The sequence below is a fragment of the Pseudomonas sp. GL-B-19 genome, from assembly GCF_019956415.1.
Classification (GTDB): domain Bacteria; phylum Pseudomonadota; class Gammaproteobacteria; order Pseudomonadales; family Pseudomonadaceae; genus Aquipseudomonas.
Map to the genome: position 1 here is coordinate 209855 of NZ_JAHBDK010000020.1, position 18911 is coordinate 228765.

General features: G+C 57.2%; 16 protein-coding genes. 9 read left to right on the forward strand and 7 right to left on the reverse strand.

The genetic code is table 11. The features are described 5' to 3' along the window. Positions 1-51 precede the first annotated feature (51 nt). Together ahpC and ahpF are read left to right on the forward strand one after the other, a co-directional pair. Positions 52-615, forward strand: coding sequence for an alkyl hydroperoxide reductase subunit C (gene ahpC / locus KGB06_RS07710; protein WP_223513471.1), 564 nt, complete (start codon positions 52-54; stop codon positions 613-615). 144 nt (positions 616-759) lie between these two features. Next, entirely contained in the window at positions 760-2325 is a 1566-nt protein-coding gene (ahpF, locus tag KGB06_RS07715; protein ID WP_223513474.1) for an alkyl hydroperoxide reductase subunit F, read from the forward strand. Positions 2326-2502: 177 nt separating this feature from the next. On the opposite strand, the gene gloA is transcribed toward ahpF, so the two are convergent. After that, positions 2503-3024 (reverse strand): lactoylglutathione lyase, encoded by a 522-nt coding sequence (gene gloA / locus KGB06_RS07720; protein ID WP_223513477.1) that lies wholly within the window; start codon positions 3022-3024, stop codon positions 2503-2505. Positions 3025-3169: 145 nt separating this feature from the next. Between gloA and KGB06_RS07725 the strand changes: the two genes are divergently transcribed. Then, entirely contained in the window at positions 3170-3694 is a 525-nt protein-coding gene (locus KGB06_RS07725; RefSeq protein ID WP_223513890.1) for a DUF4946 domain-containing protein, read from the forward strand. 178 nt (positions 3695-3872) lie between these two features. Here the strand turns inward: KGB06_RS07725 and KGB06_RS07730 are convergent, their stop codons facing one another. The 3 genes from KGB06_RS07730 to KGB06_RS07740 form a co-directional block, all read right to left on the reverse strand. Beyond that, positions 3873-4238, reverse strand: a complete 366-nt coding sequence (locus KGB06_RS07730) for a histone-like nucleoid-structuring protein, MvaT/MvaU family (protein ID WP_223513479.1) — start codon at positions 4236-4238, stop codon at positions 3873-3875. Positions 4239-4471: 233 nt separating this feature from the next. After that, positions 4472-6007 carry a cyclic diguanylate phosphodiesterase gene (locus KGB06_RS07735; protein ID WP_223513481.1) on the reverse strand — a complete coding sequence of 512 codons (1536 nt, stop codon included), beginning with the start codon at positions 6005-6007 and terminating at the stop codon, positions 4472-4474. A gap of 115 nt (positions 6008-6122) precedes the next feature. Continuing rightward, positions 6123-6995: a LysR family transcriptional regulator gene (locus KGB06_RS07740; RefSeq protein ID WP_223513483.1), complete on the reverse strand. Its 873-nt coding sequence runs from the start codon at positions 6993-6995 to the stop codon at positions 6123-6125. Positions 6996-7072: 77 nt separating this feature from the next. Here KGB06_RS07740 and KGB06_RS07745 point away from each other — a divergent pair, with 77 nt between their 5' ends. Beyond that, positions 7073-8011 (forward strand): DMT family transporter, encoded by a 939-nt coding sequence (locus KGB06_RS07745; protein WP_223513485.1) that lies wholly within the window; start codon positions 7073-7075, stop codon positions 8009-8011. A gap of 262 nt (positions 8012-8273) precedes the next feature. Beyond that, the gene (hppD, locus tag KGB06_RS07750; RefSeq protein ID WP_223513488.1) at positions 8274-9350 is read left to right on the forward strand and encodes a 4-hydroxyphenylpyruvate dioxygenase; all 1077 of its coding nucleotides are present in this window, start codon (positions 8274-8276) and stop codon (positions 9348-9350) included. A gap of 127 nt (positions 9351-9477) precedes the next feature. On the opposite strand, the gene rarD is transcribed toward hppD, so the two are convergent. Further along, entirely contained in the window at positions 9478-10359 is an 882-nt protein-coding gene (gene rarD / locus KGB06_RS07755) for an EamA family transporter RarD (RefSeq protein WP_223513491.1), read from the reverse strand. Between the two features lie 194 nt (positions 10360-10553). Beyond that, positions 10554-11567, reverse strand: coding sequence for an aldo/keto reductase (locus KGB06_RS07760; protein WP_223513494.1), 1014 nt, complete (start codon positions 11565-11567; stop codon positions 10554-10556). Positions 11568-11804: 237 nt separating this feature from the next. On the opposite strand from KGB06_RS07760, the gene KGB06_RS07765 reads away from it, so the two are divergent. Both KGB06_RS07765 and KGB06_RS07770 read left to right on the forward strand, forming a co-directional pair. Continuing rightward, positions 11805-13760: an Ig-like domain-containing protein gene (locus KGB06_RS07765; RefSeq protein ID WP_223513496.1), complete on the forward strand. Its 1956-nt coding sequence runs from the start codon at positions 11805-11807 to the stop codon at positions 13758-13760. 499 nt (positions 13761-14259) lie between these two features. Beyond that, a complete protein-coding gene (locus KGB06_RS07770; RefSeq protein WP_223513499.1) occupies positions 14260-14619 on the forward strand; it encodes a DUF6124 family protein in 360 nt (119 codons plus the stop codon). Positions 14620-14762: 143 nt separating this feature from the next. Here the strand turns inward: KGB06_RS07770 and KGB06_RS07775 are convergent, their stop codons facing one another. Further along, positions 14763-16073, reverse strand: a complete 1311-nt coding sequence (locus tag KGB06_RS07775; RefSeq protein ID WP_223513503.1) for an MFS transporter — start codon at positions 16071-16073, stop codon at positions 14763-14765. A 168-nt stretch (positions 16074-16241) separates the two neighbouring features. Between KGB06_RS07775 and KGB06_RS07780 the strand changes: the two genes are divergently transcribed. Together KGB06_RS07780 and KGB06_RS07785 are read left to right on the forward strand one after the other, a co-directional pair. Next, a complete protein-coding gene (locus tag KGB06_RS07780; RefSeq protein ID WP_223513506.1) occupies positions 16242-17354 on the forward strand; it encodes a sugar diacid recognition domain-containing protein in 1113 nt (370 codons plus the stop codon). A gap of 288 nt (positions 17355-17642) precedes the next feature. After that, the gene (locus tag KGB06_RS07785) at positions 17643-18779 is read left to right on the forward strand and encodes a glycerate kinase (protein ID WP_223513509.1); all 1137 of its coding nucleotides are present in this window, start codon (positions 17643-17645) and stop codon (positions 18777-18779) included. The last annotated feature ends 132 nt before the right edge of the window (positions 18780-18911 follow it).

Consider the following 18911-nt stretch of genomic DNA (forward strand, 5'->3'; position numbering starts at 1 on the left):
CACCCCATCAACTTGTTAACCAAACTTTTCAACCCTGACGGAGAGTCACCGATGCCTATCATCAACAGCCAAGTTAAACCGTTCAAAGCTACCGCTTACAAAAATGGCGACTTCGTACACGTGTCGGACGCTGATCTGAAAGGCAAGTGGTCTGTGGTTTTCTTCTACCCGGCTGACTTCACCTTCGTTTGCCCGACTGAACTGGAAGACCTGGCTGACAACTACGACGCGTTCCAGAAACTGGGCGTCGAGATCTACAGCGTTTCCACCGATACCCACTTTGCCCACGCTGCCTGGCACAACACTTCGCCAGCCATTGGCAAAATCCAGTACACCATGATCGGCGACCCGACTCACGCTATCTCCCGCAACTTCGACGTGCTGATCGAAGAAGCAGGTCTGGCTGACCGTGGCACCTTCGTGATCAACCCTGAAGGCCAGATCAAAATCGTTGAACTGAACGATGGCGGCGTTGGTCGTGACGCTTCCGAACTGCTGCGCAAAATCAAGGCTGCCCAGTACGTCGCTGCTCACCCAGGCCAGGTTTGCCCAGCCAAGTGGAAAGAAGGCGAGGCCACTCTGGCTCCGTCCCTGGACCTGGTCGGCAAGATCTAAGTCTGTGGATCGCATCATCAGGACGGGTTTCCGCACCTAAGTAAGCTGCAACCGCCCTCAAAAACGCCCGGGCGAGATTCGCTCGGGCGTTTTTTTATGTCTGCTTTTTAAGAAACCCGAAACAGAAGAAAGGAAATCGCTCGTATGTTGGACGCCAATCTTAAAGCCCAGTTGAAGTCGTACCTGGAACGGGTCACCCAACCGATAGAGATCGTTGCCTCCCTCGACGACGGTGCGAAATCCCAGGAAATGCTTGAACTGTTGAAAGACGTTTCCAGTCTTTCCACGCAAATTACCTTGCTCGATAACGGTGACGATGCACGCAAGCCATCGTTTTCGATCAATCGCCCGGGAGCCGACATCAGCCTGCGTTTCGCCGGCATCCCGATGGGCCACGAATTCACTTCGTTAGTGTTGGCTCTGCTGCAAGTCGGTGGACATCCTTCGAAGGCCAGTGCTGAAGTGATCGAACAGATTCGCTCACTTAAAGGCGAGTTCAGCTTCGAGACGTACTTCTCGCTGTCCTGCCAGAACTGCCCGGACGTCGTCCAGGCACTGAACTTGATGGCCGTATTGAACCCGAACATCCGCCACGTCGCTATCGACGGTGCGCTGTTCCAGGCTGAAGTCGATGAACGCCAGGTCATGGCGGTGCCAAGCATCTACCTGAATGGTGTGAATTTCGGTCAGGGGCGCATGGGCCTGGAAGAAATCCTCGCCAAGCTCGACACCGGTGGCATCGAGCGTCAAGCCGAGAAGCTCAGCGCCAAGGACGCCTTTGACGTGCTGGTCGTCGGTGGTGGCCCGGCCGGTGCTGCGGCGGCCATCTATGCGGCACGTAAAGGTATTCGCACTGGCGTGGCCGCGGAACGTTTTGGAGGGCAGGTACTTGACACCATGGCCATCGAAAACTTCATCTCCGTGCAGGAAACCGAAGGGCCGAAACTGGCCAGTGCCCTCGAAGAACACGTCAAGCAATACGACGTCGATATCATGAACCTGCAACGGGCCACCGCGCTGATTCCAGCGAAGAATCCGGGCGAGTTGCATGAGGTTCGGTTCGAAAGCGGCGCCACGCTGAAAACCAAGGCGCTGATTCTTGCCACTGGTGCGCGCTGGCGTGAAATGGGTGTGCCGGGCGAACAGCAATACAAAGCCAAGGGCGTATGTTTCTGTCCACACTGCGACGGTCCGCTGTTCAAGGGCAAGCGTGTGGCGGTGATCGGCGGCGGTAACTCCGGCGTTGAAGCGGCGATCGATCTGGCCGGTATCGTCAGCCACGTCACGTTGCTGGAATTCGACAGCAAGCTGCGCGCCGATGCCGTATTGCAACGCAAGTTGTTCAGCCTGCCTAACGTCAGCGTCATCACCAGCGCATTGACCAGTGAAGTGAAAGGTGATGGCCAGAAGGTGACAGGTCTGGTCTACAAAGACCGTGATTCAGGTGAGTTCAACACGATCAACCTCGAAGGCATCTTCGTGCAGATCGGTTTGCTGCCCAACACCGATTGGCTCAAGGGCACCATCGAGCTGTCGCCTCGTGGCGAGATCATTGTTGATACTCGCGGTGAAACCTCGATACCGGGCGTGTTCGCTGCCGGCGACGTGACCACCGTGCCGTACAAGCAGATCGTGATCGCCGTGGGCGAGGGTGCGAAGGCTTCCCTGAGCGCGTTCGATCACCTGATCCGGACCTCGGCCCCGGCGTAAACACCGACGCTGAAAACACAAAACCCCATGAGTGATCATGGGGTTTTTTTCTGCCTCACAAATCCCAGTGTGGGAGCGAGCCTGCTCGCGAAAGCGACGTGTCATTCAACAAAGATGTTGGCTGATACACCGCATTCGCGAGCAGGCTCGCTCCCACAGGGGGGTATATACCAGGGGTTAAAGCGGCGCGGGCTGGATGATCTCAACCCAGTACGCATCCGGGTCCTTGATGAAGGCCAGGCTCTTCATGCGCCCGTCATTCAAGCGCTTCTGGAAATCACACCCCAGTGCTTCAAAACGCTCGCACGCCGCGCGGATGTCCGGCACGGAAATGCAGATATGACCGAAGCCGCGCGGGTCGGTATTGCCGTTATGGTAGACGAAGTCCGGATCGTTCTCGGTGCCATGGTTGTGGGTCAGTTCGAGAATGCCGGGGATCGACTTCATCCACTCGGTGCGAGCAGCAGCGTCGGCCGGGATCTGGTTTTTGTCGACCAGGGCCAGGAAATACAGGCTGAATTCCGCTTCAGGGAAATCGCGTTTTTCCACCAGGGTGAAACCGAGGATGCGTGTGTAGAAATCCAGGGACTTGGTGATGTCCTTGACCCGAAGCATGGTGTGGTTGAAGACGAACTTCTGGGTCGCGGTATCAGGTTGGGCGGTGACACCTGGGAAAGTGTTCAATTCGTGCAGGCTCATGGGCCCTCCGGAAAATAAGTGGGGCTAACGAATGCGGACAATGATACGCAAGGCCTCAGACATCACCAAACCCAAACCGTCAGCTATTGCCTGACAGGCGGGCGAGGCTCAGACTTTACGGTTCAATTCGTGAGTGCTTATTGCAATGGTTCGATTTTGTAAATCGATGTTCGTCATGCTTGGCATCATGTTAGCGGTTGCCAGCGCTCATGCAGAGGCGCCACAGGTGACATGGCCAAGTGGCTGGGAAGTCGAAGCCCTCGCGCAGGAAGATGCTGGCGCTAAAGTGTCCCGCCAGCGCGCGGTCAAAAACGATCAAAGCGGCACGCCGGTGATGGTCATGGAATTGACCATGACTCAGGTGGAGAGCGGTCACCAGGTGGATGTGCAGGGCGTGCTGCTGGAAATGCGCAAAGCGGTGCAAAAGGACTTCTTTAAAAGCGGCTATCAAAGTGTCTGTAACAAGATTCATCCAGCGACACTGAGCCGCCTGTCGGCCCTGGAAACTACCTGCACCATTACCCAGAACGGACGACATGTGCTGTCGCAAACATTGGTTGCGGCGGTGGATGCCGATAACGCCTATGTTCTTTCGTACGCGGGGCAGGCCGAGGCTTATAAGGAAAGTCAGGTAGAAATTGAAGCGGTCCGTAACAGCTTGAAACTTTAGTGCCGGGATTTTACGTGGCGGCGGATTTGGCCGGGTTCCGACATTTTTAGATACCCCAAGGCACTAAACACTAAGTTAATCGGCAAGTTGCGAGTTGATCCTCCTCCAATCGTTGCATTTAGAGGGTATCCATAAAAAAAGCCCTGCATTGGCAGGGCTTTTTTATAACCGCTAGCTGTTAGCTGCGCAGCCAGGAATCAACAGTGGATGCACCGTATTGTTCCTTCCAGGCTTTCAGGCCGCGGTGGTTGCCACCCTTGGTTTCAATCAGTTCACCCGTGTGCGGGTTCTGATAGACCTTGACCACGCGAGCACGGCGGGTTTTAGGCGTTTTTGCTTGTTGCAGACCGGATTTTGCCGGGTTCGGATCGAGAATGGCGATGATGTCACGCAGGCTCTTGCCGTAGGTTTTCATCAGCCCCTGGAGCTTTTCTTCGAATTCGATTTCTTTCTTGAGCCCGGCATCATTCTTCAGCGATTCCAGCTGCTTGAGCTGTTCCTGAAGGGCCTTTTCAGCTGCACGAAATTCAGCGAGTCTGGACAATATCTTTACTCCAATAGTGTGTTTGGCTGATACCAACCGCAAACAAAGCTATAAGCCAAGAGCCTTGAAGCGACTCGGTGATAGTGGCTCACCTGCCAATTTTGCTCAGGCATGAAAAATTGTAGTAGTTAATTGGCCAAGAGTAAATCCTGACTTTTTCTTCATGTAACAACAGAAGTCTTTGGTTTCAATTTGGTGCGGGTTGTCGATGTCCCGTCGCTTAAAGTCACTAGTTAATGGTGGGTTAATGCGTTAACGAATTCTGCGCCGGGCATCGGTCGACCGTACAGATAACCTTGCAGGAAGTTCACGCCGTGGGCGCTCAGATAGTCACTTTGTTCTTGGGTTTCCACACCTTCGGCGACGATCCCCAGATCGAGCTTGGCTGAGAGCTCGATGATCGTGTCCAGAATGTGCCGCGAAAGGGCGTCGATGCCGATCATGGCAACAAAGCTCTGGTCGATTTTCAGGAAGTCAACATTGAACTGACGCAGATAACCCAGACTGGAGTGCCCGGTACCAAAGTCGTCAATCGCGATCATCACGCCAAGCGCATGAAGCTGTTCAAACAACTGAAGCGTAACGTCGCTCGGCTTGATCAGTTCGCGCTCGGTGAGTTCCAGTACCAGGTTGATGGAGCCGGGTGCGAAGGCGCTGAGAAACTCACGACAGTCTTTCACCAGTTTGAGGTCGTTGCAGTGATTGGCGGTGATGTTGATGCCGATGTGAAAGGGTTCACTGAACGAGGAAGAAACAGGGCCCAGCCATTGCGCGGCCTGTCGCATCAGTGAACGGGTCATGGGTACGATCAGTCCGGAATCTTCGGCAAACGGGATGAACATTTCAGGGCGTACCAGGCCTTCCTTCGGGTGTTTCCAGCGCATCAACACTTCGGTGCCAATCCACTTCTTTGTATCGCCATGCACGACCGGCTGAAAATATGGGACAAACTCTTGCGCAGCCAGGGCGCGCTGCATTTCGCGAGTAGGCGACCATGAGCGTTCTTGCAGGAAGTGCCCAATGGCGCCCGACACCACACCAAAAAAAATCAGCAGGCTGAACAGCGGCGGGTATTCGCTGGCCATGTAGCGCCAGGTTTCGCCCTCGGGGAAGCCGGCGGCGACGGTAAAGGCATAGCGCGAGGAAGAACGTTCCCTTTCGGCCACGGGCAAGGCGGGCAGGGCGCCTCCATGGACTTTGCCGTCGGCGGACAACCAGTTCGGGCCAACTCGCAGTAGCAGCAATGTGTTGCGACCAATCAGGCGCAGCACGGTACTTAAGTGGTAACCGTCCAGGATCGTCAGCGCGCCCTGTTTGCCCTCGCTCAGGCGGTACACCAGCACCGCCGTATCGGGGGTGACCGGGTTGCCACTCATGAGCAGCAGCCTGCCTTGTGCATAGTCGCCGGCAGTGATCTTCTCCTGGACCTCGCCGAACAAAGAGTTGCAATAAATGGTGTCGTCCCATACCAGACTGGCGGAGCGCACAAACGGGCGGCGCGTGACCTGTTCGCGCAGGGCCAGCTTGACGTCGTTGCAATTTTGGCCGGCCAGCGGCAGCAATTCGCGTGCGGACTGGGCCGTATTGTCGAGCATCAGTTCGAATTGGCGCAGGGCTTCGTCTGCGGTCAGCCGGTTGCTTTGCTTGAGAGCCCGTCCAGCCTGCATATAGAGAATGACGCAGCCCAATATCACCGGGAGTAGCCCACACAGAAGAGTCACAATAATACGGGTGTGCATCGGGCGACGGCTTTTGGCAGTCAACGGCATTCGCGAAACCTCTCACGAAAAAACACGGCTCTCAAATGCTGGCAGGACGACAACACGCCTCCCAAAAAGAGTTCAGGTAGTGGCCATGATAGTCGGCCCTGGGCACTTATGCCGCTCAACGGGCGTTCAAGCCGGTGGCCAATTTAACGAAGGCTAACGTGGCGGGTGACGACTGGCGCTGGTCAAGCACCGCCAGCCCGACCTGGCGAATGACGGCGGGCGACAGTGGTTTTTTCACATATCGGCGATTGTCGTCGTCAGGCAGCGAGCTTTCTGCGACGACAGTCAGCGCATCACCGCGGCCCACCGTGTCCAGCGTGCTGATCAATTGTGAGCAGCGGTAGCGGATGTTCGGTGTCAGACGGGCGGTGCTGAACAGGCGTGAGACCAGCTCCGAAGACCCGGCTTCGGTCAGCACGAATGGGTCGCTGCACAAGTCGCTCAAGCTCAGACTGTCACGCCCCGCTAGCGCGTGATCAGCGGGAAGCAGTGCAACCATCTGATCTTCAATCAGCGCAAAGGTGTCGAAGCGCTCTTCGGGCAGCACCACAAAGCCGATGTCTATTCGCCGCTCTTCAAGCCATTGAATCACTTGGCGGTCGGGCCCTTCGTCAATGTGGACTTCAATACCGGGGTGAGCTGCGCGGTAGTGTTGCAGGATCAGCGGTAACAGCCTGATCGACGAGGTCGGGCCAAACGAGCCGATGCGCAGCGTGCCACGTTTCATCCCGCGTGCATCGGCGGCTTCCTGGCGCAAGGTGTTGGCGAGGCCGAGCATTGCCCGGGCGCGCAGTAACAGTTGATGGCCGATGTCGCTCAGTTCGACCTGGGACTGATGCCGGCGCAGCAGTTCGACGCCGAGTTCCTGTTCCAGCGACTTGAGCGCGTGAGAAACCGCTGATTGGGAAATCCCCAAGCGATTGGCGGCCGCTGTAAAGCCGCGCAGTTCGGCGACCAGCGAGAAAATCTCGAGTTGTGTCAGGGTCATGAGTATTTACTCATTTTACGATGATCTGTCATTAGTCGAATGATACGTCATCTGCCTCAGCCGGGTTTTGCGCTCTTATGACGATCTTTGTCCAACCAGCAACATCAGATACCCCGGTGTATCTGAAACTCGCCGCCGTCACCATGATCTGGGGCGGCACGTTCGTGGCAGGGCGTTTCCTGGCCGACGCCCTCAGCCCGTTGTTCGCTGCCAGTCTCAGGTTCTTGCTGGCCAGCGCGGCGCTGTTGCTGTTTCTCCTGCTGGCGCGAGTCCCTTTGTCCCGGCCCAACCTGCGGCAATGGCTGCAACTGGCGCTGCTGGGGTTCTTCGGGATTTTCTTTTACAACCTGTGCTTCTTTTATGGGCTGCATTACATCAATGCTTCGCGAGCGTCGTTGATCGTTGCGCTGAACCCGGCCGTGATCGGCCTCGCCTCGTGGTGGCTGTTCAAGGAGCGCTTGAGCCGGGCGAAGGTCTTCGGTATCGCGATCTGTATTGCCGGGGCGAGTGTGGTGATTGTCAGTCGTAATCCCCAGTCGTTGGTCGGAAATGTCGATGCCTGGATCGGTGACCTGCTGATTTTCGGCTGCGTGCTTGGCTGGGGGATTTACTCGCTGTTTTCCAAAGAGCTGAATCAGTCGTTGGGACCCGTGCAGACGGTGACGTATTCGATTCTGCTGGGCACAGTGATGCTCTGGGTGACCAGTGCCGTGCGCGGCGAACTGAGTGTCAGCGCGCTGATCAGCCTCGGTCCGCAACAATGGTTGAGCCTGCTGTACCTCGGGGTATTGGGCTCGGCGCTGGCCTACATTGGTTATTACGATGGCATCCGCCAGATCGGTGCGACGCGCTCAGGCGTGTTCATTGCCTTGAATCCGCTGACCGCCGTCATCCTCGGCGCACTGTTGCTGGGTGAGTCGTTGACGCCGGCGATGTGCCTTGGTGGTGTGCTGATTCTGTCGGGGATTTTCCTCTGCAACAAACCCCTTGCACGAGTAGGGAAAAAGGGGATTTGATACAGAAGGCGGACAAACCGTTTTACGCTGTGTAGAATCGGGTTACGCATACAATAATAAACGTCTTCTGGCAGCAGAAGCCTCGCCCGCAAGAGCCTTGGGTCGACAATGAAGAGTTTTGGGTTTCAATTGATCTACGGTGACTTCCTCGCCCGCAGCGTGCGGGGCATCTCCTGTGCGCCACCCGCCGGTCTCAGCATTGCTAGCAACTAACATTGGCTAATTTCAGCCGTTAATTCTAAAAGCATGATGAGGCGCCAAAATGGCAGATTTATACGAAAATCCAATGGGCTTGATGGGCTTTGAATTCATCGAATTCGCATCGCCGACCCCGAACACCCTGGAGCCGATCTTCCAGATCATGGGCTTCACCAAGGTCGCGACCCACCGCTCCAAAGACGTGCACCTGTATCGCCAGGGCGCGATCAACCTGATCCTCAACAACGAACCCAACAGCGTCGCTTCGTACTTCGCGGCCGAACATGGCCCGTCGGTGTGCGGCATGGCGTTCCGCGTCAAGGATTCGCAGCTCGCCTACAAGCGCGCGCTGGAGCTCGGCGCCCAGCCGATCCACATCGAAACCGGCCCGATGGAACTGCACCTGCCGGCGATCAAAGGCATTGGCGGCGCGCCGCTGTACCTGATCGACCGTTTCGGTGAAGGCAGCTCGATCTATGACATCGACTTCGTGTTCATCGAAGGCGTGGACCGTAACCCGGTCGGCGCCGGTCTGAAAATCATCGACCACCTGACCCACAACGTGTATCGCGGGCGCATGGCCTACTGGGCCAACTTCTACGAGAAGCTGTTCAACTTCCGCGAAATTCGCTACTTCGACATCAAGGGCGAATACACCGGCCTGACCTCCAAGGCCATGACCGCGCCGGACGGCATGATCCGCATCCCGCTGAACGAAGAATCGTCCAAGGGCGCCGGGCAGATCGAAGAGTTCCTGATGCAGTTCAACGGTGAAGGCATCCAGCACGTGGCCTTCCTCAGCGAAGACTTGATCAAGACCTGGGACCACCTGAAAAGCATCGGCATGCGCTTCATGACCGCGCCACCGGAAACCTATTACGAAATGCTCGAAGGCCGTTTGCCGAACCACGGCGAGCCGGTTGATCAACTGCAAGCACGCGGGATTCTGCTGGACGGTTCGTCCGAGTCGGGTGACAAGCGTCTGCTGCTGCAGATCTTCTCGGAAACCCTGATGGGGCCAGTGTTCTTCGAATTCATCCAGCGTAAAGGCGACGATGGCTTCGGCGAAGGCAACTTCAAGGCACTGTTTGAGTCGATCGAACGTGACCAGGTTCGTCGTGGCGTACTCGCCACCGATTAATCCGCTTCACCGCCAATAACTGTGGGAGCGAGCCTGCTCGCGATGGCGTCTTCAAATTCAACATCAATGTTGACTGACAGATAGCTATCGCGAGCAGGCTCACTCCCACATTTGTTTTGTGTTTGGCTTAAGGTCGGCGGTGCCGCATCAGGTGTTTGAAGCCTTCAAACACCAATACCACCACCGCCAACCAGATCGGAATATAAGTCAACCATTCCCCAGGCTTGATGCTTTCCCCCAGCAGCAATGCCACGCCCAGCAACAACACCGGCTCGACATAACTCAACAACCCGAAAAGGCTGAATGGCAACAACCGGCTGGCGATGATGTAGATCACCAACGCCGAAGCGCTGAGCACCCCGAGAATCGGGATCAACAGCGACAGCCACGGGTGTTGATCGAACACGCCGAACCCCTGCACACCACTCTGAACGAACCAGAAGGCCAGCGGCAGCGTCAATGCCATGTCCAGCCATAGCCCGCCAAGATTGTCCGTGGCAAGCCGTTTGCGCAGCACGAAATAGGTGGGGTAGCCGATGCACACCAGCAAGGTCGCCCAGGAAAAGCCACCGACCTGATACACCTCATTGGCCACGCCGAGGCAGGCGAAAAGCACAGCGATTTTTTGCAGATAGGACAGACGCTCGCCATAGGCGATTCGCCCGGTCAGCACCATCGTCAGCGGCAGCAGGAAATACCCGAGCGACACGTCCAGGCTGTAGCCGTTGAGCGGCGCCCACATGAACAGCCAGAGTTGCACACCGAGCAGGGCCGAAGAGGCGATCAGGGCGGCGATCAGTTTCGGATGCGCGGTGGCGCGCCGAACAATGTCGATCACCCGCGTCCATTCCCCGGACACCACCATGAACACGGTCATGCAGGGCACGGTCAACAACATCCGCCAGCCGAAAATTTCCACGCCGCTCAGGGGTGTGAGCAACGACGTGTAGTAATACATGACGGCAAACAGCACCGAGGCCGAAACCGATAAAGCGATACCTTTAGACAAACTGCCCTCGCGAGGTTGAACGTGAAACGGGGCGCAGAGGATACGTGGTTTTCGTATCAAATATTGTCCGATCGATAAACACCGATCGAATGTAGGAGCATGGCTTGCCCGCGATGGCATCTACTCGGTCTATCTGATGCACCGGGGTGCCTGCATCGCGGGCAAGCCATGCTCCCACAGTGGATTGTGTTTCTTCAGGTATTGCGCGGTTTACGACCTGACACAAAATGGCTCACATCATTAAACCCCGGTGTCGACGAATGCCCAGGCACCACCAGCGAATCAATAAACGCCTCGTCCTCAGCCGTAATCTTCACCGCTTGCGCCTTGGTATAGGCGTCCCACTGTTCCTCGGTACGCGGCCCGACAATGGCTGAAGTGATGGCGCTGTTGTTCAACACCCAGGCAATCGCAAACTCGACAATCCCCACGCCACGCTCCTGGGTGTACTGCTGGATTTGCTGGGCAATGCGCAACGATTCAACCCGCCATTCGGTTTCCAGAATGCGTTTGTCTGCACGCCCGGCACGGCTGTTGGCGTCCGGCTTCACGTCCGGCGCGTATTTACCGCTGAGCACACCCCGCGCCAACGGGCTGTAAGGCACCACGCCCAGCCCGTAATTTTGCGCCGCCGTCATCTGCTCGGTTTCCGCCTGACGGTTGACGATGTTGTACAGCGGCTGACTGATCACCGGCCGGTCTACGCCCAGTTGATCGGCCACCCGAATCACCTCGGCGATGCGCCAGCCACGGTAGTTCGACAAGCCCCAATAACGAACCTTGCCCTGACGAATCAAATCGCCCATCGCCGACACGGTCACTTCCAGCGGCGTGTTGTGATCTTCGCGGTGCAGGTAATAGATGTCGAGGTAGTCGGTGCCCAAACGCGTCAGGCTGGCCTCGATGCCATTAAAGATGTGCTTGCGGCTCAGGCCGCTACGATTCGGCACCCCGTCCACCGGACCGAAGCCGACCTTGGTCGCCAACACCCATTCGTGGCGATTGCCGGCAATCGCCTCGCCGACGATTTCCTCAGAACGACCGCCGGTATAAACGTCGGCGGTGTCTATGAAATTGATGCCCTGGTCCCAGGCCTTGTCGATGATCCGCAGGGAATCTTCGGTGCTGGTCTGTTCGCCGAACATCATGGTGCCCAGGGTCAGGGTAGAGACCTGTAAACCCGAATGACCCAGTGTGCGATAGCTCATGAGGAAATCCTTTTACGAGTGGGAAAGGCTCAATCAAATACCAGAACCCCTGCGCGGGGCAATCCGATTTGTTAGCGGGCAGCTTGCGATGTTGCGCCGAGCGACCGCGGGCGGCAGCGTCTAACCGCTTGTCGCTACTGTCAGATATGACAGTAGGCGCAGGGTGGTTAATCAGATTTGATGCAACCCAATGGTTTGGAAAAGGCCGCCATTGTCATTCGTAGCCGGAGAATTGTGATGAGCACAGAACAACTTGATGAAGGGGGCCCCGAGAATGCTGTATTAGTGCTGTTTCCACCGGATCTAGTAGACAGCAACAAGTCAGTTGCGGGTGCGGATTGTGGTTTGGCCATCAATTTTTATGAGCTGACACCCATGGGGGCGAAAGTGAGAGTTGATCCTTACTTGAATCAAGCGCCGCTGGATAAAGTTTTCATCCATTTGAACGGCGAACTGAACATTGCCAGCGCACAAACGCAGTCCACAGATGATGCCGTCACGCTGTATATCCCGAAAAACAAATTGAAGGCCGATCCCCCTGGCTTCATCAACACACTGACCTATAGCGTAATCCGAGGCAGCGACAATGAGGGCACTTCAGAACCACCGCTCGGGATCTTGTACAACGATATCCGTCCCGGCATTGAGGACCGTATCCACGGTGACGACGGACACTCCGAACTAAAGCTGATCTTGCCTCAAGATGTGCTGGAGGACGGTATAGACGCAGACCGTGCGGCGCAGGGCGTGCATGTTTGTTTTGCTTATCCTTATTGCCGGCCCTACGACAGAATTCGGTTGAACTGCAATGGTCAAGACGTTTACCGCGATGTGACAGCCAATGAAGCACCCTCCGCTCCTACCACGGAACCGACCAGAATTTGCCTCACGCTCGACAAGGCCGTTTTCGAACGTGCCGGCGATCATCCACAGTTCGTTTTTAACTTTACGGTTTACGATCAGATAGGAAACGGCGCAGACCCGGATGCGCCATGGTCGGCATCAACGTTGGTAGAGGTTGATCTGAACGGCATACGTTTAGTCGCGCCCGATGTTGCCGAAGACCCGGATGACCCCAACGACGTGCCGGACACCATCGACCTCAACAAACTGGGTAGCAAAGACCTGACCGTGCAGGTACACGCGTTCTCACCGGTATGGAGCGTCGAGGACACCATTCGCGTGAAATACATCGCGACCCCTTACGCAGGGGGAACAGCGGTAGAGCACAGCGTCGAAACGACAGTTAGCCGGATTCCCTTCACCTACAAGTTGATGATCCCCAACGCCAAGGTCATTGCGGATAGCCAAGTGAAGGTGACGTATGAACAAATTCGAGGCGGGGCGGTTATTGCAAAATCCAAAGCCGCCAGGGCGCGAGTTATTTTGGCACCGGTGATTACGTCGGTAAAAAATTCGGCGGGTGGTGAACTAGAAAATGGCGGAGATGTTTCTGACAATAAAGTCATGTTGATGGGCTCTGCGCTTGCAGGCGCTACCTTGGTGATTTTCGATGGTGAGACGTTCATACAGGAAGTTTCAACGGGCACGAACTATAAATGGCAGAGCACGTTAATCCCCATTGCTGTGGGGCCGCATAGTTTCACCGCGCGCGAAAAAAACGGTGAGCTGCTTGTCTCTGAGCCTTGGGCCGTTGAGCGGCTGGCTTTCTCTATCGACCGTACTCAAATGAACTTGAACGGGTTCTCGGTCAAGATTCCGCAATGGCCGAAGACTGGAGAGGACTCGGTGGGTAACACCGCCACCCGTATCCCTGTCGGAGGAGTTCCACGTTACGAGTATGCGTCGTCTGATCCGTCCACCGCTCCCGTGACAGCGACAGGAAAAGTGACTGGCTTGAAAAACGGGGTGGCCACTATTTATGTAACAGACCACGAGGGTACGACACTGACTTATCTGGTGGCAGTCACCAATGTTCATCGGTTGCAGATCAGTGGTGAGCTGCTCGGTTTTATCGAGGCCGAGAGCTGGATGCTCTCGCTGGATGGATTTAGTACGAATAACAGTTCGTTTGTAAGAGATATTCTGCGGGTATATATCGTACCGCGCTCGACAAATATCTGGACCTGTGAAGTACGAGGAAGATTCGGAACCTACATGAATACTAATTTTGGATTCATAGGAACAACGACTAATCATCGATGGGAGTCATGGTGTCTGGTACCGTTTTAAGCCACCTAGGGAAGGTCTGAAGTACCCACCGATTTTTGATGCCCTCACTGTCTGAAGGAATCTAAGGGGACGGATCTATTTGTCCGTTGCCGGGAGCAATCGGAATATCAGCTCAATGGTGGAGCCTGTGTAGGAGTGGTGGTAATAAACGGCAATGTTTAAGTGCTCAGGTTGGGTGGGGTTGGAGGCTACATAACCTTGCGCCGTTGCCTACGACTGCGCCAGAATCCGCTGGCTTGTGCGCCTTGGGCCTGGGCTCTATCGTTTGCTCGTCGCTGAAAAACAGCGATCGGGTTTGGTAGCCCGGTTACCTGTCGCTACATGCACATAATGCAGAGATTCATTTCGTCCTCTGTATTTATGGCGGTCATGCGCAGGGCATCCTCGGATGCGCCGGGTCTTGCACCAGGTAACCGGTCTACCAACCTGCGTATGGCCGCCACCCATCGTTTGGTAGCGAGGGTGATGGCTCCTTAATGTCTTACCTGGAGCATCATCTATGTTCAAAATTACACCCAACCCACCAGAACCCGACGACGTTTCCCCTTACGAATCCACCGATCCCAAAAAACTCAACAACGCCGCCGACCGCGCCCTCGATTACTACCTCAAACCGGTCATCCCCAAAGACACTCCCCGCAAACCCAGCACCATCTACTTCGTCGGCCCCGACACCGACAACGAAACCCTGCTGGTCAACGCCTGTGAGTCGTTGGCGTCAGCGAGTGTGATGTTGAGTGATTTCGCGGGGCAACTGAACGGTACACAGCGCCACACCCTGCTGGGCATTCAACATTCCGTCATGCTGGGTGAATTGGCGGTGAACCGGATGCTGGATAACGTCGACCCGCACGGCTAAACCGGCCTCAAAGTGATCGTTCCCCCGCTCCGCGTGGGAATGCCTCAAGGGACGCTCTGCGTCCCAGCTTTGAAGAGGGACGCGGAGCGTCCGGGGCTGCATTCCCACGCGGAGCGGGGGAACGATCAGGGGCAGCGGCTAAATTACACCCGTAACGTCCGCGTCATGCGCAACGCCAGCAAGCTGCCACACACAATCACGCCCGCCAGCAAATACAACGCCGCATCGGTCGAACCGGTGCTGTCCTTGACCCAACCCACAAGGTAAGGGCTAAGGAAACCCGCCATCTGCCCCATGGAGTTGATCAACGCCAAACCACCCGCCGCCGCACCCGCGCTCAGCAGCGCCGTCGGCACCGGCCAGAACATTGGCAAACCGGTAAGGGCGCCCATGGTGGCGATGGTCAGGCCGAGAATCGCAATGGCCGGCGTCGTCGCAAAGTTCACCGCGATCAGCAGACCCACCGCGCCCATCAGCATCGGCACCACCAAATGCCAGCGGCGTTCTTTGCGCAGGTCTGCCGAGCGGCCGACCATCAACATGAACACCGCCGCCAGCAAGTACGGGATCGCACTCAACCAACCGATCACCAGGTTATCACTGAAGCCCAGGTTCTTGATGATCGACGGCAGCCAGAAGTTGATCGCGTACACGCCACTCTGGATGCAGAAGTAGATCAGGCCGAACGCCCAGATCGCCGGGTTCTTGAACACCGCCAACAGCGAGTCGGTGGTGGTTTTCGGCTTGTTGGCCAGGTCTTCAGCGTGATCCTCTTCCAGCACCGAGCGCTCAAACGGGGTCAGCCATTTGGCGTTGGCATAGCTATCGCTCAGCAGGAAATAGGCGAGGGCACCAAGGATGACGGTCGGAATGCCTTGCAACAAAAACATCCATTGCCAACCCGCCAGACCCGCCTGGCCTGCGCCAAAGTGATTGAGGATCCAGCCGGAAAACGGGCTGCCGAGCAGGCCGGACACCGGAATCGCCGACATGAACAGCGCCATGATGCGGCCACGGCGGAAGGTCGGGAACCACTGCGAGAGATACAGCACCACGCCCGGGAAGAACCCGGCTTCCGCCGCACCGGTGAACAGGCGCAAGGTGTAGAACTCGGTCGGGGTGGTGACGAACAACAGGCAGGTCGAGAGCGAACCCCAGACGATCATCATCAACGCGATCCAGCGTCGCGGGCCGAACTTGGTCAGGGCCAGGTTGCTCGGCACGCCGCACAGCACGTAGCCGATAAAGAAGATCCCGGCACCGAGGCCGTACACGGTTTCGCTGAATTTCAGTGCGTCGAGCATCTGCAGCTTGGCAAATCCAACGTTCACCCGGTCGAGGTAGTTGAACAGGTAGCAGATGAAGATGAAGGGGATCAAACGCAGGGTAATGCGCTTGTAGACGGCGTTTTTCTCGTCAACGATGGCCTGGGTAGCGGCGGCGCTCTGTGACATGGCGGCTCTCTCTTTATTATGATTTTTTGCGATGCAAGGGTAACGTTGATCGCCCAGAGAGTCTCAGCCACGCTCCTGCTTGTTGTCTTTGTGCCTGAGCACAGGGTTTTAGACCCAGGCCTGTGCGGGTGAACAACCCGTCCCACCTCGTTTTCAAGGACCCCCGTAATGTTCGAACTCGATCACGACCTGGCCCAGGACATTGTCGACCGGGCGATGGCCATCCTGCCCTACAACGTCAACGTCATGGACAGTCAGGGGTTGATTCTCGGCAGCGGCGAGCCAGAGCGCATCAACACCCGCCATGAAGGCGCGCAACTGGTGCTGGCCAACGGTCGGGTGGTGGAGATCGACGCGCAGACGGCGATTCATCTCAAAGGCGTACAGCCGGGAATTAACCTGCCGCTGCTGCTCGATGGGCGCTTGATTGGTGTGCTTGGCATTACCGGCGAACCCGAGCAGTTGCGCACCTATGCAGAGTTGGTGCGAATGACCGCGGAGATGCTGGTCGGCCAGCGCAATCAACAGGCCGAGCAGCAATGGCGGCGCCAGCGTTGCGATGATCTGCTGGCGTTGCTGCTGAGCGAGGCGGGGGATTCGCCACGATTGCTCGACGAAGCGCAGCAGTTGGGGCTCAAGCCGCAGATGACGCGAGTGCCGTATCTGTTTGAGTTGGGCATGGAACACGGCCCGGCGCAAACCGTTGAAGCGCTGAGTACCTGGCTGACCTCGCGTTACCCGGACAGTTGGTGCGTGAGTTCCGCTAAGTCGTCCTTGCTGTGGTGCCGGCCGGCCTCGCAAACTATCGAAAATGAACGGCTGCTGGAAAAACTCGACGGCCTCGGCTGGAACATTTTGCGCATTGCCGTGGGCGGGCAGGCCGAGGGATTGTCGGGGCTGCGGCGCTGCTACCGCCGTGTCGGCGACTTGCTGGCATATGGGCGCGATGTGTTGCCGCGTTCGCGCTTGCTGACGCTCACCCGTTACCGATTACCGGTGATGCTCTGGCGGCATCGCAACGACGATGCGCTGGACGAATTGCTTAAACCGCTGCGCAAAGTCATCGCCAAGGACGGCAACGGCCAACTGTTGGCGACCTTGCGCAGTTGGTGTGATCACGATGGGCAGAGCCAGGCGTGTGCCGATGCGCTGGGGATTCATCGCAACAGCTTGCGGTATCGGATGGAGCGGATTGCCGAGCTGAGTGGGGTTGATCCACTCAAGCTGGATGGGATGCTTGCGCTCTATCTTGGCGTCCAACTCCTGCCGCAATCAGACTGACCGAACACCCGTCCCGTAGCAGCTGCCGAGCCCGCGAGGCTGCGTTCGGCTGCGCAGCAGTCGTAAAATAATGCACTGCGGTGTGTCAGGGAAATTGTGCTTGCCGGGGTTACGACGGCTTCGCCGCCGAACGCAACCTCGCGGGCTCGGCAGCTGCTACAACAAGTGTGTAGGTCGGTAGGATTTTGTGAAAATGAACAATAAACGCCATGCCCCCTTGTGCAGCGGACTGGCGTTATTGTCCGGGGCTAATGGCAGCATGGAACGCATTGGAACTGGAGAATTCGCATGAAAATCGTCATCGCCCCCGATTCGTTCAAGGACAGCCTCAGCGCCCAAGGCGTAGCCGACGCTATTGCGCTAGGTTTTGCAGACGTCTGGCCTGATGCGCAACTGCTCAAGTGCCCGATGGCCGACGGCGGCGAAGGCACGGTCGAGTCGATTCTGGCGGCGTGTGAGGGCGAATTGCGCCGCACCAATGTGCGCGGTCCGCTCGGTGCTACGGTCAATGCCGCATGGGGTTGGCTGCCGCACAACCACACCGCGATCATCGAAATGGCCGAGGCCAGTGGCTTGCAATTGGTGCCGCCGGGCAAGCGCGATGCATGCGTCAGCAGCACCTTCGGTACCGGCGAACTGATTCGCGCGGCCCTCGACGCCGGGGCGCAACGGGTGATTCTGGCGATTGGCGGCAGCGCTACCAACGATGGCGGCGCCGGGGCGATGCAGGCACTGGGCATCAAATTGCTGGATGCGCAGGGGCAAACCGTGGCGCCGGGCGGTTTGGCGTTGGCGCAACTGGATCGCATCGATCTCAGTGACTTCGACCCACGTCTGGCCGAGGTGCGCTTCGACATCGCTGCCGACGTTAACAATCCACTTTGCGGGCCTCACGGCGCTTCAGCCATTTTCGGTCCACAAAAAGGCGCATTGCCCGAGCAAGTGCAGCAACTGGATAACGCGCTTGGGCACTTTGCCGATCTGTGCGCCCATGCGTTGGGTCACGACGTAAAGGATGAACCGGGCAGCGGCGCGGCGGGCGGTCTGGGTTTTGCCGCGAAGGCATTTCTCGGCGCGCAATTTCAGGCTGGCGTGGAAGTGGTTGCCGAACTGGTCGGTTTGGCGGAAGCGGTGCAGGGTGCTGACCTGGTGATCACTGGCGAAGGGCGATTCGATGCCCAGACCTTGCGTGGCAAGACGCCGTTCGGCGTGGCGCGCATTGCCTGGCAGCACGGCGTGCCGGTGATCGTGATCGCCGGCACCTTGGGCGAGGGTTATCAGGCGTTGTACGAACACGGCATCGATGCCGCGTTTGCCTTGGCGAGCGGGCCGATGACGCTGGAACAGGCGTGCGCTGAAGCGCCACGATTGTTGCGTGATCGCGCCAGTGACATCGCACGGGTCTGGCGAATCGCCAAAGCCTGACGCAAAACTCGTAGCAGCTGCCGAGCCTGCGAGGCTGCGTCCGACTGCGCAGCAGTCGCAGGATTTAAACCGCCGCCCATGAACTGTCGCGTCTGGCAGTGGATTTGAATGCCAGGGTGGCGCGTTTCGTGA

What these genes read in the sequence shown, in the direction of transcription:
- KGB06_RS07735 (WP_223513481.1), bottom strand. Translation starts at nt 6,007, where the DNA reads ATGCCGTTGACTGCCAAAAGCCGTCGCCCGATGCACACCCGTATTATT.
- KGB06_RS07775 (WP_223513503.1), bottom strand. Translation starts at nt 16,073, where the DNA reads ATGTCACAGAGCGCCGCCGCTACCCAGGCCATCGTTGACGAGAAAAAC.
- hppD (WP_223513488.1), top strand. Translation starts at nt 8,274, where the DNA reads ATGGCAGATTTATACGAAAATCCAATGGGCTTGATGGGCTTTGAATTC.
- ahpF (WP_223513474.1), top strand. Translation starts at nt 760, where the DNA reads ATGTTGGACGCCAATCTTAAAGCCCAGTTGAAGTCGTACCTGGAACGG.
- KGB06_RS07740 (WP_223513483.1), bottom strand. Translation starts at nt 6,995, where the DNA reads ATGACCCTGACACAACTCGAGATTTTCTCGCTGGTCGCCGAACTGCGC.
- gloA (WP_223513477.1), bottom strand. Translation starts at nt 3,024, where the DNA reads ATGAGCCTGCACGAATTGAACACTTTCCCAGGTGTCACCGCCCAACCT.
- KGB06_RS07725 (WP_223513890.1), top strand. Translation starts at nt 3,170, where the DNA reads ATGGTTCGATTTTGTAAATCGATGTTCGTCATGCTTGGCATCATGTTA.
- KGB06_RS07765 (WP_223513496.1), top strand. Translation starts at nt 11,805, where the DNA reads ATGAGCACAGAACAACTTGATGAAGGGGGCCCCGAGAATGCTGTATTA.
- ahpC (WP_223513471.1), top strand. Translation starts at nt 52, where the DNA reads ATGCCTATCATCAACAGCCAAGTTAAACCGTTCAAAGCTACCGCTTAC.
- KGB06_RS07785 (WP_223513509.1), top strand. Translation starts at nt 17,643, where the DNA reads ATGAAAATCGTCATCGCCCCCGATTCGTTCAAGGACAGCCTCAGCGCC.
- KGB06_RS07770 (WP_223513499.1), top strand. Translation starts at nt 14,260, where the DNA reads ATGTTCAAAATTACACCCAACCCACCAGAACCCGACGACGTTTCCCCT.
- KGB06_RS07780 (WP_223513506.1), top strand. Translation starts at nt 16,242, where the DNA reads ATGTTCGAACTCGATCACGACCTGGCCCAGGACATTGTCGACCGGGCG.
- KGB06_RS07745 (WP_223513485.1), top strand. Translation starts at nt 7,073, where the DNA reads ATGACGATCTTTGTCCAACCAGCAACATCAGATACCCCGGTGTATCTG.
- KGB06_RS07760 (WP_223513494.1), bottom strand. Translation starts at nt 11,567, where the DNA reads ATGAGCTATCGCACACTGGGTCATTCGGGTTTACAGGTCTCTACCCTG.